Origin of the sequence: Danxiaibacter flavus, assembly GCF_041060425.1 — a bacterium.
Lineage (GTDB): Bacteria > Bacteroidota > Bacteroidia > Chitinophagales > Chitinophagaceae > Danxiaibacter > Danxiaibacter flavus.
Genome location: NZ_JAULBC010000007.1, coordinates 79825 through 96756, shown reverse-complemented (window position 1 = coordinate 96756; position 16932 = coordinate 79825). Strand labels below are relative to the sequence as shown.

The window sequence follows — 16932 nt, the reverse complement described above, 5'->3', positions numbered from 1 at the left end:
CAACTAAAGACTGTTGATCACATCAATTGTCTTTTGCACCATGCTTTCTGTTACATCAAGATGCGTAACAATTCTTATTTGTGTAGGAGAGATGGCAATGACTCTTATATTATTTTCCAAAAATTTCGCAGCTAGTTGTGCTGCAGTAAATCTTCCTTTCACTTCAAAAATGATGATATTGGTTTCAACGGGTAAGATGTTTCCGGTGAAATCTTTTTGCGCCAATGCATCTGCAATCAATTTTGCGTGCAGATGATCCTGGGCCAGTCGCGCGACATGATTGTCCAAAGCATAAATACCTGCCGCCGCGAGAGATCCTGCCTGGCGCATGCCTCCGCCAAATACCTTTCGTATTCTTCTTGCCTTTCGGATAAATTCTTTCTTGCCAAGTAATACACTACCGACAGGCGCACCGAGACCTTTACTGAGGCAGATAGAAATGGATTCGAACGCTTTCCCATATTGTTCAGGCGTCTCTTTTTTTGCAACCAGGGCGTTGAATAACCGGGCGCCATCCAGGTGAAAATGCAGCTGATTTGCTTCACAAACCTGCCTGATAGCTTCTATTTCAGCGAAATCATAACAGCTTCCGCCGCCACGATTGGCTGTATTTTCAAGCGAAACCAGGGTCGATACCGGTTTATGTACATCATCAGGATTGATGTTTTCAATCACCTGTTTTGCTGTAATTCTGCCCCGGTCGCCTTCAATCAAGCGTACAGAGCAGCCTGCGTTGAAAGCTATACCACCAGCTTCGTATTGATAGATATGGGAAAGTTTATCGCAAATAACTTCGTCGCCGGGTTGAGTGTGGCATTTTATGGCTATCTGGTTGGTCATGGTTCCACTCGGGCAAAAGATCGCGGCTTCCATGCCAAACAGCGTAGAGATTTTTTCCTCCAATGCATTAATTGTCGGGTCTTCACCAAAAACGTCATCTCCCAAGGGAGCATCATGCATTGCTGTCAGCATTCCGGCCGTTGGCCTGGTAATTGTATCTGATCTGTAATCAATCATGCGAACGAAGATATAAATGTTTGGCTCAATTGTAGATGGATACGTATAAGGAATAAAATAATTGAATGGTTTAACAGAAAGGCATCAACAAAGAAAAAAATTGCATGTTATTATAATAAGAGGGGCGTTTAAATGGGATTTTAATTGAGTTTTCTTTAACAAATTGGCAAAAATAAGTGGGTTTTACTAACATAAATGTTGTTTTTTTACACATTTATTAGTATATTATAGCAAACCGTTGTACTTTTGCAGCTTTATTTTGTATTTTGGATATATTTTGCACATACACTATAAACGTTCCTATAAAGCTTTTGTCAATAAGTAAAACAAGCAATACCAATTATGAGGCAGCTTAAAATTGCCACCCAGATCACCAACCGTGATTCGCAGGCAGTAGAAAAGTATCTGCAGGAAATCTCCAAGATTCCTATGATCACTCCTGAAGAGGAAACCACACTGGCCCAGCGAATTAAGATGGGAGATCAGAGAGCTTTAGACAAATTGGTGCAGGCCAACTTACGTTTCGTGGTATCTGTTGCTAAGCAGTACCAGCACCAGGGCCTTTCCCTTAGCGACTTAATTAACGAGGGTAACCTCGGCCTTATTAAAGCGGCACAACGCTTTGACGAAACCAAGGGTTTCAAATTCATCTCATACGCAGTATGGTGGATTCGCCAGTCCATTTTACAGGCGTTGGCAGAGCAGGGTAGATTAGTCCGCCTGCCTCAAAACAAAATTGGCACCTACAACAAGGCTAATAAGGCTTACATGGCTTTTGAACAGGAACATGAAAGAGAGCCAAGTACAGAAGAATTAGCTGACATTTTGGAAATGAGCGAGACCGAAATCAACAACATTTTCCAAAGTAACACACGTCACACATCATTAGACGCGCCGGTTCATGAAGCCGAAGACGTAGCAATGGGCGACCTTCTTGAAGGTAGTGATGATACAGATGATGATGTGATGAAAGATTCTCTGAGAGAAGAAATACGCCGTGTATTAAAGTCTCTTAGTCCGCGTGAAGCTGAAATAGTAAATGCTTACTTTGGACTGGATGGCGAAAATGGTGTTACCATCGAACAAATTGGTCAGAAATATGATCTTACCAAAGAACGTATTCGCCAGATCAAGGAAAGAGCTATTAAACGCCTTCAAAAAGCGCGCTATAGCAATGCTTTGAAAGCATACTTAGGATAATAATTCCGAAATGTATAGAGAGAAAGCCTTCCGGTTGCGGGAGGCTTTTTTTGTGTGTATGATGTACGATGTTAGATGTACGATGTGGGGGAAAGTCAAAATTCAAAAGTAAAAAGGCAAAACATTGCCTTTTTGAAAGGCTGAATTAAATCTTATGGGGGCGAAAACGAGTCGTCCCAAAACACAAGAATAAAAAAGTGTGAAAAATACACAACTGGCGCGGGTTTCGCGCCTTTTTTATTGGTTGCCTGATTTTAAACGAAATGTCCAATTAGCTGGATTGAATTGTATTTTGCTTGCATTTTTGTTTGTCTTACTGTAGTACATGTGGGGATAGATTAACCGTAAAGTACTGTATTTATTGGGGCTCAATGGTGCTTTATATGATATATGAACAGCCTTTAAAGGCTTTGCAACAACAATATGCGAAGGCTAATTGCATGCCTTTTGGGGAGTTGGACATACTGTTGGACATACTAAAAGAGTAGTTAGACAAGGAAACACATAAAGCAATATAATGTTGCCCAATGCGATGTTTTTTGGTTGGGTGGACAGTTGGGTGGACAGTTGGGTGGACATGGTGTTTTAGCGGGGAATGGTTTAAAATAGATATAGTTAGTTGAAAAAGTATTTTAACAAGTTTTAATACAAGTGGAGTGCAAAGTTGTATTACAGAAAACTGCTAAATTGTTTGTCCGCCACGTAACCATCACTTTTTTGGGACAGTTGGTTTTTTATACTGGTACATTTCGTTTTAGCGATTATATTTAAATGCACCTGTTAGTGATGGAGCTTTTGAATTTTGACTTTTTAATTTTGACTTGAATAGCGTCTATTAAATAAAAAGCCCGACGATTTTATTCGCCGGGCTTTTAAATATGTTGCCATTAATTAAACTGATCAAAATTGAGCCTCAAGCTGACAGCTGATAGCTCATAGCTGACAGCTAATAATGCCATCTCTTAAATGCTTCCATCGCCGCATATTTAGTAAGACCCAATGCTGCGTACAAGCCTGCTGTGTTGGCGTTACGCTCTTCAGCTCTCTGCCAGAACTCGCGGGCATCTGCACCCTGGAATGGAACCATGTCTTTCTGGCTCTGGTGAATGAAAATGCCGAAGCGCTTTTTCATTACCTGGTCAGGGCTCATTGGAATAGCCATTTCGATATCATCAATATCCCATTCCTGCCATGCGCCTTTATACAACCAAACCCAGCAGTCTTTGATCCATTCGTCACCTTCGGCTTTTATACGTTTCAGGCTTTCAAATACGATGTCAAGACAAACCTTGTGTGTGCCATGCGGATCAGCTAAATCGCCGGCGCAATAGATCTGGTGAGGTTTTAACTCTCTCAATAATTTTATGGTCAGCTGTACATCTTCTTCACCCATTGGTTTCTTTTCAATGGTTCCTGTCTCGTAGAAAGGCAGGTTCTGAAAATGCCATCTTCCTTCAGGCAGACCAACATATTTACAGGTAGCTTTTGCTTCACATCTTCTGATCAATCCTTTAATGCTACGGATTTCCTGTGTGTCCATATCATTCTTCTTTTTAGAAGAAAGGAATTGCTGTGCCTGGGAAAGAATCTCTGTGCTCTTCTTGTTATCAATTCCAAACATGCCTTCAAAACCAACAGCGAAATCAAGAAAACGTGTAACGAATTCATCAGTTACGGCAATATTTCCACTGGTTTGATAAGCAACGTGTACTTCATGTCCCTGGTCGTGCAGACGCATGAAAGTGCCGCCCATGCTGATAATATCATCATCCGGATGCGGAGAGAAGATCAGGCAGCGTTTGGGATAAGGCTCGCTTCGTTCAGGATGCGCAGGTATAACCGCGTTTGGTTTCCCACCCGGCCAGCCTGTAATAGAATCGCGAAGCATATAAAATACCTGGAGATTAATTTCGTAAGTATCTCCTTTTTCAACGAGCAGGTCACCCAGGCCGCTTTCGTTATAGTCAACCGTTGTAAGACTTAATACAGGTTTGTTCAATTTCAGGGCCATGTTAACCACCGCACGTTTAATCATTTGCGGGGTCCATTCAATTTCGCCTGAAAGCCAGGGGCTTTTAAAGCGGGTCAGCTCTGCTGCTGCAAATTCGTCGATTACAAAAGTGCAGTTATCATGCTGTTGCAGAATACTGGCAGGCACCTGTTCTGTAACATTGCCCTCAACAGATTTAGCAACAATCTGTGCTTTACCCCATGCCATCAATAAAACTCGTTTTGTTTTCATGATGGTGCTGATACCCATAGTAAGCGCCAGCCGGGGAACTTTGGTAATGTTGATGAATTCTCTTGAATTTGCTATACGCGTGCTGTTATCAAGATTAACAACGCGTGTTTTTGAAAATATGCTGGAACCTGGTTCGTTAAAACCAATATGTCCGTTGTTGCCTATGCCCAGAACCTGAAGATCAATACCGCCGGCATCTTCTATCATTTGTTCGTAATCAAGGCAATGTTGTTTAATATCCTCTCTTGAAAGTTCGCCATTTGGAATGTGAATGTTTGAAGGATCGATATCCACATGATTGAACAAGTGGCGATGCATAAAGCTCCAATAGCTTTGAAAGGCATCTTTCTCAATAGGGTAGTATTCATCAAGATTGAAAGTGATTACATTCTTGAAACTTAAACCCTCCTCTCTGTGAAGCCTTACCAGTTCTGCATACATGTTGATGGGAGTAGAACCGGTAGCAAGGCCTAAAACACAGGATTTGCCTTCCTGTTGTTTTTGCCTGATAAGTTTTGCAATTTCATTTGCTACAAAAACAGAACCTCCTTTGGGGCTGGAAAAGATCTCGACAGGAATTTTTTCAAATGAGTCGACCATTTTCATGAGTGATTATTTTAATAAGAGCGTAAAAATATCAATTAGCGGTGAATATAAAGTATTTCAAACGTTTGCTTTCATTTTTGACAGTGAAAGATAATATTCAGCTAACATTTTTTGTGATCAACGAATTTGATGATAATTGTAATCGATTGTAGTTAAAAAACATCAAAGAAATCTCTGATGTCTGATTTGATCATCGCTGATTTGTTCAGGTGCAGCACCGAAATTGTAAAAGGGATACAATTTCAAACCTCAAATCAGAACCTCATCTGAAAACATCAAAGAAATCTCTGATGTCTGATTTGATCATCGCTGATTTGTTCAGGTGCAGCACCGAAATTGTAAAAGGGATACAATTTCAAACCTCAAGTCAGAACCTCATCTGAAAACATCAAAGAAATCTCTGATGTCTGATTTGATCATCGCTGATTTGTTCAGGTGCAGCACCGAAATTGTAAAAGGAGACAATTTCAAACTTCAAATCAGAACCTCACCTGATTGTACGTTGCAAGAGGATAATTTGACTGATAAAAACGGAACAGCAGCTGATTGCTGATAGCTGACAGCTGACAGCTATTTTGGTATAAAAGTTGAACTTATGATTTGTAAATCGTTGAAACGTATGATGAGATATTTTGTTAATGTAATTACCGTAGCCTTTTTTTCAGTATTGTTATTTTCATGCAGCAAGCGTCATCACCCTGCTAAATCCAACAACCCATCTTCTGTCACCGTAACACCTTCGGGTGGTAGTTCCTCATCAGACAATAGTGCACCGGACATGAGCACTATGAATAATGACATTTTAACTTACATCAATCAGTATAGAACTTCATTAGGCAAAACACCTTTAAAAATGGTGCAGGCAGCTTCAACCGAAGCAACCAAACATAGTTCGGGAATGGCCTCTGGCAAGGTGGCTTTCGGGCACGACGGCATGCAGATAAGGGTTACCAACGTTGCCAGGCAAATAGGGCGTATTTCCGCAGCGGCTGAAAATGTTGCGCACGGAAAGCTTAATGCGCGCCAGGTGGTAGATGGTTGGCTAAATTCCCCCGGCCATAAGAAAAATATCGAAGGGAACTATACACTAACAGGCATTGGTGTTGCGCAAGGCAACCGTGGGGAAATATTTTTCACCCAATTATTCCTTCGCAAGTAGTAATTTGCCGCAGTTATGCAAAAAACGATTATTACCGTTCAGGATCTCTATAAAAATTACGGAAATTTTGAGGCAGTAAAGGGTATCAGCTTTGATGTTAAAGAAGGGGAGATTTTCGGTCTGCTGGGACCCAACGGCGCAGGGAAATCCACCACATTGGAAATCATAGAAACCTTGCGTGACAAGGCAAGTGGGAAAATAACAGTGGACGGATTGGATCTTGATATATCACCCAACGAAATCAAAAAAATAATCGGCGTTCAGTTGCAGACATCAGGCTATTATCCCGGACTCAATCTTGTTGAACTGATTCATCTTTTTGCAGGCTTATACAACGAACATGTTGACCCGATGCAATTGCTGGATAGCGTAAACCTGAGAGATAAAGCCAAAAACAAATTCAAAGAACTCAGCGGCGGTCAGAAACAGCGTTTCTCTATAGCAACAACACTTATCAATAAGCCTAAAATTATCTTCCTGGATGAGCCAACAACAGGGCTCGACCCCCAGGCGAGAAGAAATTTGTGGGACCTGATCCGCGACATAAGAAGCAAAGGCACCACCGTTATCATAACCACTCACTACATGGATGAAGCGGAAGTTTTGTGCGATAGGGTAGCGATTATTGATTCCGGTAAAATCATCGCATTGTCAACGCCTGATCAACTGATCGATGATCTTGTTGCTACGGGTTTTGAACGGCCGAAGGAAGTAAAACAGGCTAATTTGGAAGATGTGTTTATTCATTTGACGGGGAAGCACCTGAGGGAAGAGTAGAAGACCGTAAGACGTGTAAGACCGTAAGACAGTAAGATAGTAAGATAGTAAGATAGTAAGATAGTAAGATAGTAAGATAGTAAGAAGGCGCGTGAACAGGAGAGCTGACTGAATAAGAAAGCTGAAGGCTGATGGCTAATGAATGGGAAAGAGAAGTAAAACAGACCAACACGTGAAGGAGGAATAGAAGACCGTAAGACGTGTAAGACCGTAAGACAGTAAGATAGTAAGAAGGCGAGTGAACAGGAGAGCTGACTGAATAAGAAAGCTGAAAGCTGATAGCTGACTGAATAAGAAAGCTGAAGGCTGATGGCTAATGAATGGGAAAGAGAAGTAAAACAGACCAACACGTGAAGGAGGAATAGAAGATAGTAAGACAGTAAGATAGTAAGATAGTAAGAAGGCGAGTGAACAGGAGAGCTGACTGAATAAGAAAGCTGAAAGCTGAAAGCTGACAGCTGATAGCTTGATGACAGACGACTTAAAATATCCCATCGGCAAATTTGTGCCGGAACCTTTTTCGCATGAGCAAAAGGAAAAATGGCTGCTGGAACTAAAATTCCTTCCGGATGATGTAGAACACGCCATTTTGAATCTTGATGCACCTCAGTTAGATACGCCTTACAGGGAAGGCGGCTGGACTGTAAGACAATTGGTGCATCACATTGCAGACAGCCACATGAATGCCTACATCAGGTTCAGACTGGGGCTTACGGAAAACAATCCCAACATAAAGCCTTACGAAGAACAGGAATGGGCAAAGCTGAATGATACTGCCATCGTTCCGGTGAACGTATCTACTACATTGCTTCACTGCCTGCATCAGCGCTGGTTCGCATGCATAAAAGATCTTACTGAAGATCAATGGGAGAGGACAGTTCATCACCCTGCTCTCAACAAGAATATTAGTTTGTGGGAGCTGCTTGGCATGTATGCATGGCACGGCAAGCATCATGTTAAACATATTACTGCACTGAGAGAGCGGAAAGGGTGGTAATTAATTGAGAATGTGCGAATGTGCAAATTTGCAAATGGGTGAATGTGCGAATGAGTGAATGTGCAAATATGCAAATGTGCGAATGTGCGAATCTGTATATGAGTAAGAGCGAGAAATGTGAACTTCTCGAAGCCGGTGATTTCAAATCTCAAATTTCAAATCTCAAATTCTAACATGGACGATCAGTTAAAATGGAAAACGATATCTTCAGAATATTTAAGTCACGAGCCTTGGTTTACGGTCAGGAAAGATGTGTGTGAAAAGCCGGATGGTAAAATTGTGAATGATTATTATGTGTTTGAATTTCCGGAATGGGTTACCTGTTTCGCGATGACAGAAGACGGAAAAGTTATCCTGGAGAAACAATACAGACATGCGGCAAATGAAGTGTGTATTGAATTGCCGGGTGGTTGCGTTGACAATACAGATGCAAGTCTTGAAGATGCGATAAGACGCGAAATGCTGGAGGAAACAGGCTACTCCTTTGAAACTGTTCACTACCTGGGTAAAATATCTGCCAACCCTTCCACCAATGCCAATCTGATGCATATGTTCGTAGCAACAGGAGGAAAACTTATCCAGGAACAGCAACTGGATCACAATGAAGAAATTGAAGTTTTCCTGGCTTCTGTTGAAGAAGTGATGCAGCTGGCGGAGGAAAAAAGAATCCTTCAATCAATGCACTTAAGTACGATCTTTTATGCGTTAAGGTACCTCGATAAGATAAAGTATGTTTAGCAGGTAAATCGTTATCAGTGCGGGTTGGCATGCAAGAAGCGCATGCATCATTGATGCTGACCCGCATGGTGCTTTTACGGAATGCTATTGTGCCGGTAACACAAAAACACTAATCCAGTTTTTTCTGCAATAATTCCGTTACCTGTTTCTGGTAAGTATAGCTGATAGGAATTACCTTATTGCCGATGTTTATTGTGTTCTTGTTCCAGCTTTTGATCTTGTCAACGGGAACTATGTAAGAACGGTGAGCCCTGATAAACTTACTTTCCGGAAGCTTTTCACTTACGGCTTTCATGCTCATGTGGACAAGAATAGGTTTGGGTTCAACGTAGATCTTGATGTAATCATCAAGGGCCTCAATCAGCTCAATGTCCTTGTAATAGATTTTAGTCCATTGGTAATTGTATTTTACAAACAAAAATCCTTCGCTGTTTTCCTTGTTCTGGCGGTATAATGAAAAATCTTTAGCCTTATTTACAGCCTTTTCAAAACGCGCATAGTCAAAGGGTTTTAGCAGATAGTCTATCGCATCAAGATTAAAACCTTCCACCGCAAACTGGCTGTAAGCGGTAGTAAAAATTACCATCGGTTTGTTCTCCAATCTGCTAAAAAATTGCAGGCCGTTTTCATCAGGCATCTGAACATCAAGAAAAAGAAGATCAACAGGATTCTTTTCCAGGAAATCTCCGGCCTCAACGGTATCCGTAAATTTTGCTACCAGCTCAAGACCTTCTGTTTTTCCGATATAATTCTGTACGAGTTGCAATGCCAGAGGCTCGTCGTCAATTACAACACATTTCATGTCATCTGATTTTTAAAAAGCTGTAAGCCATCTGCGGATCTGCTTTCAGCTGTAGTATGCTAATTCATTTACCAATCCTTATGCGGGTCACTTCTAAGTTAAACTAATTCTCAATTATGAGTTTTACGCTAAAGCTATTTGCTGTATTTTGAATTTCAAGCGTGTGTTTATCTGGGTACAATAATTCCAGTCTTCTTTTTGTATTGCTGATGCCAGTTCCGGTACCACTTTGTTTAGTGGCTCCGGGAATGATATCATTATAACAATTAAAGGCGATGGTCTTATTATTCACGCAGATCTCAACCTTAATGGCAGAGCTTAGATGTGTGCTGATACCGTACTTGAAAGCATTTTCTATAAAGGGTATAAATAACAGCGGCGCAATCAGAACCCTGTCAACCGGACCATCTGTATTAAAAACTATCTTCGACTTTTCAGTCAGCCTTACTTTTTGAAGATCAATATAGCTGTTGATAAAATCAATTTCCTGGGAAAGCATCACCTTATCATTTTGTGATTCCTCCAGCGTATACCGCATTATCTTTGAAAGCTTTAAAACAGCATCGGGAGTTTTGTCGCTATTACTAACGGACAAAGAATAAATACTGTTTAAAGTATTAAAAAGAAAATGTGGGTTCACTTGCGATTTAAGCAGAGACAATTCTGTTTGCAACTGCTGGCGGCTAACTTCCTCCCTGATTTCATCTGCCTGGAACCACTCATTTACTACCTTAGAACCTGCACCGATAATAAACACCAAAAGGAACAACGTCATTGGTCCAGTGGCAAAAAGCTTTGGACCGCGAAGATTCATTTTTTGAGCAAATTCACTTTTCAGGAACTCCCTTGTTTCTGCTGACAACCATGCAATGTTATACATCAAGGTCAGGTATAGAAAGAAACAGGCCAGTATAATGAGAATGTACGGCACCGGTTTCTTGGTTGCCAGGATCCTTGGTATGAATGTTCCTTTATTGATGTAAAAGAAAATCAGCAGGAAGATTGCCGACCCAAGGTACTGGTTAGTAAATCTCTGACTTTGAAAAGGCGGCTCGCTCCGGTTATATTGAAAAAAAACAAACGGCAGCAGCAATATGATGGCCCATGCCGTTACGTTTATAACAATTTCTGCAACAAGTTTCTTTTTTGTTGGTAGCATAATAAAATCATCCGCACTTTTAGTAAATCTAAAGTGAAGCTGCTAAACTTATAGCTAACGGCTCTTTTTTTTAGATTAAGAGCAATATTTTATCGGTTAGTAATTAGTAAGATTCTTCGCTATTGGGGAAATCGCGTGCCTTAACATCGGTAATATATTGTTGTACCGCACTGGTAATCTGTTCGTTGAGATTTAGGTACTGCCTTAAAAACCGGGGTTTAAACTCTGTGTTAATACCCAGCATATCGTGCATTACCAATACCTGCCCGTCACAATCACCACCCGCGCCGATCCCAATCGTTGGCACAGAAAGGTTCTCGGAAACCTCTTTTGCAAGGGTGGCAGGGATTTTTTCCAGCACAATGGCAAAACATCCGGCCTGCTCAATTAATTGAGCATCAGTACGTAATTTCTGCGCTTCCGCAGCTTCTTTTGCGCGTACATTGTATGTGCCGAACTTATAAATGCTTTGTGGAGTTAAGCCAAGATGGCCCATTACAGGAATGCCGGCAGAAACAATACTTTTTATGCAATCAACAATTTCAATACCACCCTCAAGCTTCACTGCATGTGCACCGGTTTCTTTCATGATCCTGATCGCCGAAGCCAATGCGATTGATGGATTCGACTGATACGATCCAAAAGGGAGATCCACTACAACAAGACTTCTGTTTACACCGCGGATAACAGATTGTGCGTGATAGATCATTTGGTCCAGCGTGATGGGTAAAGTCGTCTCGTGGCCGGCCATCACATTACTTGCACTGTCGCCCACCAGCAATACATCTACTCCGGCGTCATCGAATATTTTAGCAAATGAAAAATCGTAAGCGGTAAGCATGGAGATCTTCTCTCCGGCAGCTTTCATTTTCTGGAGCGTGTTGGTGGTAATTTTCTTAACCTCTTTGTTAACTGACATGATAAACGTAGGTTTAAATTGACTAAGAAATTGAACATGTGCCTACGTTAGAATAAAACATATTCAATGAAAGGGATGCAAAGATAGAAAAAAAACTCTGGTAAGCGCAAAGCCTAAAGCCCAAAGCTTAAAACCAGGGGATGATTGGCGTGAGGCATAAGGCTTGAGGGGTGAGGTAAAAGACGCATGTGATTGTAAGACCGGGAGACAGTAAGATCGTAAGACGTGTAAGATCGCAAGACAATAAGATCGTAAGATTTTAAGACAATAAAATGGTTCGAAAAAGGGAGACCTGATGCACCTTTCACTATTGACCATTGACTATTGACCCACGCCCCCTCTTACACGTCTTACTTTCTTACTGTCTTACGGTCTTCTTACTGTCCGTTTTTAATTTCTTCATACAAATGCTGTACAAGGCCATCGGCGAGACCTATTTTGGGGACGTAGATCTCATCAATATTGGCCCAGCGCATTACATTTACATAGATCTGCAGGGCAGGCACAATAACGTCGGCGCGGTCGTCGCGCAGTTTGTAGATCCGCATTCTTTCCTCTACGGTAAAGTTTGAAAATTCCTTGTAGTAATCTTTCACTAAATCGAAGGAGAGGGGCTTGCCTTCTTTCTTTTTACTAAGTGAGAATATTTTGTTGATGTTTCCACCTGACCCGATGGCTGTAACAGGAAATTTGGTTTTCAGGTTCTGTTTCAGCTTATCGCGCATATCGTCCCAGTTCTTTTCAGTAACAAGGTTTTTAAGCAACCTGATGGTACCAATATTGAAAGATTCTTTATACCGCAGTTTTCCCTCGGCAAAGAAGGTTAGTTCGGTACTACCACCGCCAACGTCTATATAAAGGTAAGCATGCTCTTTATCCAGGTTCTCTGCAATATGGTTTTCATAAATAACCGTTGCTTCTTCATCTCCGCTTATTACACTTATTTCTATTCCTGTTTCCAGTCTGATCTTGCGAATGATATCCGCGCTGTTAACCGCATCGCGCATGGCACTGGTGGCGCAGGCCTTCACCCTTTCAACTCCGTATACATTCAACAAATGCTTGTATGCCTTCATCGTCTGAATGATCATCCCGATTTTAGGTTTACTTATTTCACCCTTCTCAAACACATCAAATCCCAGTCTTAAGGGAACCCTTACAAGATTTATCTTAACAAACTGCGGTTTGCTTATGCCATCGTCAATAACATCCGCTATTAATAAGCGGGCTGCGTTACTTCCAATATCTATTGCGGCAAGTTTCAAATCAAATTATTTTATACAAACTTAAAGTAATTGCGTTGTTCAGCGTATGGATTTAAGATTTGAAATTTGATATGCAAGGTGCGCTTGCAATCATTCGGATGATTTCTCGCATTTGAGACTAAGCGGCTACCTGATCATTATTTATCAGCCTGTCTGCACCAGACCAATTTCAAATTCCAAATCTCAAATTAAAATCTCCTAAACTTTGACTGCCTTTTGCTGCAGAAAATGAAAAGTATCCACCTGCGAGCGAGTTTTCTTTTTGCCTGCAGATGAAACATATTCATTTGACAGATGATTATCCAGCCAACGCGCTTTTACATTGTCTCTTAGTTGAATGTCGATAATGCTCTTCAATTCATCTTTAATTTCTGAATTTGCGATTGGCACCGCTGCTTCAACACGATGATCCAGGTTCCGCACCATCCAGTCGGCAGAGGATATAAACACACGTTCCTTGCCACTATTGTGAAAGATCAATACCCTTGCGTGTTCCAGGAATTCATCGACTATGCTTATCGCTGTTATGTGCTTTTTGTATTTTTTATTTTCCACTTTAGCGCAAAAAATTCCACGAACCACCATTTGTATGTCCACACCAGCTTCTGCAGCTTCATAAAGTTTATAGATCAGATCAGTGTCGCTAATGGAGTTTAGCTTGATGGTTATCCTTGCTTCTTTTTTTGCTTTGGCATTTCTTATTTCACGATTGATCAACATGAGAAGCTGTTTTCTCATAGTAGTCGGACAGATCACCAGCGTTTTGCAGGCTTTCAAAAATTTTTCACCCGTTTTGTAATTTTCCAGGTAGCTGAAGATGCGGTTTACGTCCGCCATAATGTTCCTGTTACTTGTTAAAAGACAATGATCTGCGTACACGCGGGCAGTGCTCTCGTTCAGGTTTCCTGTGCTTACAAAGCCGTATTGTGTTGTTTTGTTGCCGATTCTTTTCTTAATCACACATATCTTGGCATGCACTTTCATGTTAGGAACGCCAAGTAATACTTTTACGCCTTCATCTTCCAATACATTTTTCCACTCAAGGTTGGCCTCTTCGTCAAACCGGGCCCGTAATTCCAGCATAACGGTTACCTGCTTGCCATTGCGAACAGCATTAACAAGTGCATTAATGATCTTTGAATTGGAGGCGAGGCGATAAGCGGTGATTTTTATAGTAGTTACATCCGGATCCATTGCAGCCTCGCGTAAAAGGTCAATCAGCGGATCAAACGAATGGTAAGGGAAATGGAGCATTACATCCTGCTCTAAAATAACATCTGTTACACGTAAAGAATTCTTTAGCGCTGGATGCCTTATAGGAGAAAGTCGGGTTGTCTTTTTATCAAATACATCCGGAAAATCCATAAAGTGCCGGAAGTTATGAATGCGCCCGCCTGGTATTATATTATCGCGTCTTGAGAGATTTAAACGCCTGATAAGGTATTCCAGCAGTCCGGCGTCCATTTCTTTGTCATATACAAATCGCACGGCTTTTCCTTTGCGCCTGTTCTTCAGGCCGTGCTCGATTTTCTGAACAAGTGTGGTTGATACATCATTATCTATGTCTATTTCGGCATCCTTCGTTACTTTAAATACATGTGCATCAAAATAATCATAGCCAAAATAGGAGAAGATATAGGGCAGGTTATATCTCACAACATCTTCCAGCAGAATGATCTGCTTATCGTCTGTTTTTGAAGGCAGTTGCACAAAGCGTCCCACGGTTTTTGAGGGAATCTCAATCAATGCATATTTTTGATCGTATGCTGAATCTTCCTTGCGCATTACAACACCCAGGTAAAGACTTTTATCGCGCAGGTATGGCAACGCCGGTAAGCTTTCTATAAGCAAGGGAATGATATTTGAACGCACTTCTTCATCAAAAAAAGTACGCACAAAATCTTTCTGTTCTTTGGTTAATTTCTTTTCAGTAACAAGAAAGACCTTCTGCTTTTTCATCTCATCCTGTATACCATCCCAGATGCGGTTAAACTCATTTTGTTGTTGTAAAACAATTGTCTGAATTTGATCCAGTATTGCCTGTGGGTTATCTTCAAAATGCATGTTGGCTTTCTTGCCTGCCAATTCAACCATGCGTTTAAGTGTGGCTACGCGTACTCTGAAAAATTCATCCAGGTTATTCGAGTGTATTCCTAAAAAACGGATTCTTGATTTTAACGGAACGGTAGGATCATTTGCTTCCTGCAGAACGCGGGCATTAAAACTCAGCCAGCTGATATCCCTTGCTATCAAATTCTTCTTATGCATATGTGAGGTGTGAGGGACTAAGCTTAGAGCCTAAAGCTCAAAGCCTAAAACTTGTACTGTCTATCTTGATCTTTATTAATTTATAGGGAAGCATGAAATCATCGGCGGAATAAACCACAATGAACCGATACAGCCAGCTTTAGGCTTTACGCTTTAGGCTTTAGCTTTCAGATCTCATCCCAGTTTCCTGATCTTCTCGATCAATCCCGTTGTTGAAAATCCCTGAATGATCGGGTTAATAACCACACGGCCACCATTAGCAATTACTTCTTTTGCTCCTGCAATTTGCTCTACGGTATAATCGCCGCCTTTTACAATAACATCTGGCATAATAGCGGTAATCAGATCACGGGGAGTTTCTTCGTCAAAGATCACAACGGCGTCAACCATTAGTAAAGAAGCCAATATGAGTGATCTGCTCTGCTGATTGTTAACCGGCCTGTCCGGGCCTTTTTTCAACAGCTTTACACTCTCATCTGAGTTCACACCAACAACAAGAAAGTCAGCCTCGCTTGCCGCCTGCGATAAGGAGAAAATATGTCCTTCGTGTAAAATATCAAAACAGCCATTGGTAAAAGAAACTGTTTTTCCGTTGAGGCGCCATCCTTTCATTAGATGCTGCAGCCGAACTGCTGTTACGATTTTCTGGGATATATAAGAAGTGTTCTTCATTTCTTCTTCTTTGAAGTTGTAATAAAGATGTATGCCAAGGTTCCAAAAACAATAGTAAAAATAAACTGTGCCAGCCATAAAAGCCAGCCCACAGCCAATCCTATGTTCTCATTTATATTATAAAGCGTTAATGTTTTTTGAATAGCTATGGGATATGCGCCGAGACCACCCGGAGCGATAATGATGCCCACGGTTCCAAAGATCAGCAAGGCAACTCCCGTTGTAATGCTTAATCCGGCTGTCTCCTGCAATGCAAAACAACCCAACCAGGTTGAGATTACATAACAGCCCCAAATAAGAACGGTATATAGTATAAAAAGAAACTTGTTTTTTACTTTTCCAATACTAACCAACCCTTCCCACATGCCTTTTGCAACCCTGTTAAGAATTGTTCCCCATTTTGTTTTACGGAACCGCCTTAAAAGATACACACATAAAGCAATAACTGCTACAATAATAACTATTGTTATCCAGCGCGACGAGCCTCCTTTTTCCACATTGCTTTCTGCCTTCGCAAATATTTCGCTGGCATATTGCTTTATAACATCATATTCGGCAAAAAACACAATTACGGAAAGTATTGCAAGACACATCAGATCTATTACCCGCTCTGCTATGATTGTACCGATCAATTTTTCCGGGGGGATTTTGTTGGGTCGTGCAACAACAGTACAGCGTAATATTTCTCCTGCTCTTGGAATAAGCTGATTACCAAGATAACCGACGAACAAACCACAAACAAGATGAAAAAGGGGGGGATCATATCCCATGGATCTAACCATTTGTCTCCACCGGATGGAACGGAACAAATGGCTGGTCAGTAAGATTAGAAAAACCGGTATGAGCAACCAGAATCTCGCTCTTAACAATGCCGTTTTTATATCTGCTTTGTCCTGAACCGTCAATCCCTTCAGCGACCACCAAACCAAAAAAGCACCTAACCCAAAACTGATAATATACTTAACTAATACAATTACTATTTTTTTCATTAAACAGCAGAAGTTGATTGTTTTGTTACATGAAGGACATTTGGGTAACATTGCAGGCACACATACAAGCCAGCCCCTTCTGAAAACATATTACATTTTGTGCCACCTGAAACCCTCTGTAC

The 16932-nt window shown here is 41.2% G+C and carries 14 protein-coding genes; 5 read left to right on the top strand and 9 right to left on the bottom strand.

Annotated elements, in window-relative coordinates:
• Positions 1-3: 3 nt before the first annotated feature.
• A complete protein-coding gene (locus QTN47_RS19840; RefSeq protein ID WP_369331159.1) occupies positions 4-1017 on the bottom strand; it encodes a threonine aldolase family protein in 1014 nt (337 codons plus the stop codon).
• 342 nt (positions 1018-1359) lie between these two features.
• Here QTN47_RS19840 and QTN47_RS19835 point away from each other — a divergent pair, with 342 nt between their 5' ends.
• Positions 1360-2217: a sigma-70 family RNA polymerase sigma factor gene (locus tag QTN47_RS19835; protein ID WP_369331158.1), complete on the top strand. Its 858-nt coding sequence runs from the start codon at positions 1360-1362 to the stop codon at positions 2215-2217.
• A gap of 946 nt (positions 2218-3163) precedes the next feature.
• Here QTN47_RS19835 and nagB read toward each other — a convergent pair.
• Positions 3164-5065: a glucosamine-6-phosphate deaminase gene (gene nagB, locus QTN47_RS19830; RefSeq protein ID WP_369331157.1), complete on the bottom strand. Its 1902-nt coding sequence runs from the start codon at positions 5063-5065 to the stop codon at positions 3164-3166.
• 619 nt (positions 5066-5684) lie between these two features.
• Between nagB and QTN47_RS19825 the strand changes: the two genes are divergently transcribed.
• The 4 genes from QTN47_RS19825 (at position 5685) to QTN47_RS19810 (ending at position 8736) form a co-directional block, all read left to right on the top strand.
• Complete coding sequence (locus QTN47_RS19825; protein WP_369331156.1) at positions 5685-6224, top strand: CAP domain-containing protein; 540 nt, start codon at positions 5685-5687, stop codon at positions 6222-6224.
• Positions 6225-6239: 15 nt separating this feature from the next.
• Positions 6240-7001: an ABC transporter ATP-binding protein gene (locus tag QTN47_RS19820; RefSeq protein ID WP_369331155.1), complete on the top strand. Its 762-nt coding sequence runs from the start codon at positions 6240-6242 to the stop codon at positions 6999-7001.
• A 469-nt stretch (positions 7002-7470) separates the two neighbouring features.
• Positions 7471-7998, top strand: coding sequence for a YfiT family bacillithiol transferase (locus tag QTN47_RS19815; protein ID WP_369331154.1), 528 nt, complete (start codon positions 7471-7473; stop codon positions 7996-7998).
• 174 nt (positions 7999-8172) lie between these two features.
• Entirely contained in the window at positions 8173-8736 is a 564-nt protein-coding gene (locus QTN47_RS19810; protein WP_369331153.1) for an NUDIX hydrolase, read from the top strand.
• Positions 8737-8845: 109 nt separating this feature from the next.
• Here QTN47_RS19810 and QTN47_RS19805 read toward each other — a convergent pair whose 3' ends face one another.
• The 7 genes from QTN47_RS19805 to QTN47_RS19775 form a co-directional block, all read right to left on the bottom strand.
• Positions 8846-9538 carry a LytR/AlgR family response regulator transcription factor gene (locus QTN47_RS19805; protein WP_369331152.1) on the bottom strand — a complete coding sequence of 231 codons (693 nt, stop codon included), beginning with the start codon at positions 9536-9538 and terminating at the stop codon, positions 8846-8848.
• A gap of 103 nt (positions 9539-9641) precedes the next feature.
• A complete protein-coding gene (locus QTN47_RS19800) occupies positions 9642-10697 on the bottom strand; it encodes a sensor histidine kinase (RefSeq protein ID WP_369331151.1) in 1056 nt (351 codons plus the stop codon).
• Positions 10698-10800: 103 nt separating this feature from the next.
• On the bottom strand, positions 10801-11616 hold the full coding sequence (panB, locus tag QTN47_RS19795; RefSeq protein WP_369331150.1) for a 3-methyl-2-oxobutanoate hydroxymethyltransferase: 816 nt from the start codon (positions 11614-11616) through the stop codon (positions 10801-10803).
• A gap of 377 nt (positions 11617-11993) precedes the next feature.
• Entirely contained in the window at positions 11994-12881 is an 888-nt protein-coding gene (locus QTN47_RS19790) for a Ppx/GppA phosphatase family protein (RefSeq protein ID WP_369331149.1), read from the bottom strand.
• Positions 12882-13079: 198 nt separating this feature from the next.
• The gene (gene ppk1, locus QTN47_RS19785; protein WP_369331148.1) at positions 13080-15149 is read right to left on the bottom strand and encodes a polyphosphate kinase 1; all 2070 of its coding nucleotides are present in this window, start codon (positions 15147-15149) and stop codon (positions 13080-13082) included.
• A gap of 174 nt (positions 15150-15323) precedes the next feature.
• Positions 15324-15821: a D-glycero-beta-D-manno-heptose 1-phosphate adenylyltransferase gene (gene rfaE2, locus QTN47_RS19780; protein WP_369331147.1), complete on the bottom strand. Its 498-nt coding sequence runs from the start codon at positions 15819-15821 to the stop codon at positions 15324-15326.
• Positions 15818-16810, bottom strand: coding sequence for a lysylphosphatidylglycerol synthase transmembrane domain-containing protein (locus QTN47_RS19775; protein WP_369331146.1), 993 nt, complete (start codon positions 16808-16810; stop codon positions 15818-15820). The genes rfaE2 and QTN47_RS19775 overlap by 4 nt, the downstream gene beginning before the upstream one ends.
• Between the last annotated feature and the right edge of the window lie 122 nt (positions 16811-16932).

Coding starts and splice junctions, on each gene's coding strand:
- nagB (WP_369331157.1), bottom strand. CDS start 5,065: ATGAAAATGGTCGACTCATTTGAAAAAATTCCTGTCGAGATCTTTTCC.
- QTN47_RS19805 (WP_369331152.1), bottom strand. CDS start 9,538: ATGAAATGTGTTGTAATTGACGACGAGCCTCTGGCATTGCAACTCGTA.
- QTN47_RS19775 (WP_369331146.1), bottom strand. CDS start 16,810: ATGAAAAAAATAGTAATTGTATTAGTTAAGTATATTATCAGTTTTGGG.
- QTN47_RS19840 (WP_369331159.1), bottom strand. CDS start 1,017: ATGATTGATTACAGATCAGATACAATTACCAGGCCAACGGCCGGAATG.
- QTN47_RS19825 (WP_369331156.1), top strand. CDS start 5,685: ATGATGAGATATTTTGTTAATGTAATTACCGTAGCCTTTTTTTCAGTA.
- QTN47_RS19835 (WP_369331158.1), top strand. CDS start 1,360: ATGAGGCAGCTTAAAATTGCCACCCAGATCACCAACCGTGATTCGCAG.
- QTN47_RS19810 (WP_369331153.1), top strand. CDS start 8,173: ATGGACGATCAGTTAAAATGGAAAACGATATCTTCAGAATATTTAAGT.
- rfaE2 (WP_369331147.1), bottom strand. CDS start 15,821: ATGAAGAACACTTCTTATATATCCCAGAAAATCGTAACAGCAGTTCGG.
- ppk1 (WP_369331148.1), bottom strand. CDS start 15,149: ATGCATAAGAAGAATTTGATAGCAAGGGATATCAGCTGGCTGAGTTTT.
- QTN47_RS19820 (WP_369331155.1), top strand. CDS start 6,240: ATGCAAAAAACGATTATTACCGTTCAGGATCTCTATAAAAATTACGGA.
- QTN47_RS19815 (WP_369331154.1), top strand. CDS start 7,471: ATGACAGACGACTTAAAATATCCCATCGGCAAATTTGTGCCGGAACCT.
- QTN47_RS19800 (WP_369331151.1), bottom strand. CDS start 10,697: ATGCTACCAACAAAAAAGAAACTTGTTGCAGAAATTGTTATAAACGTA.
- panB (WP_369331150.1), bottom strand. CDS start 11,616: ATGTCAGTTAACAAAGAGGTTAAGAAAATTACCACCAACACGCTCCAG.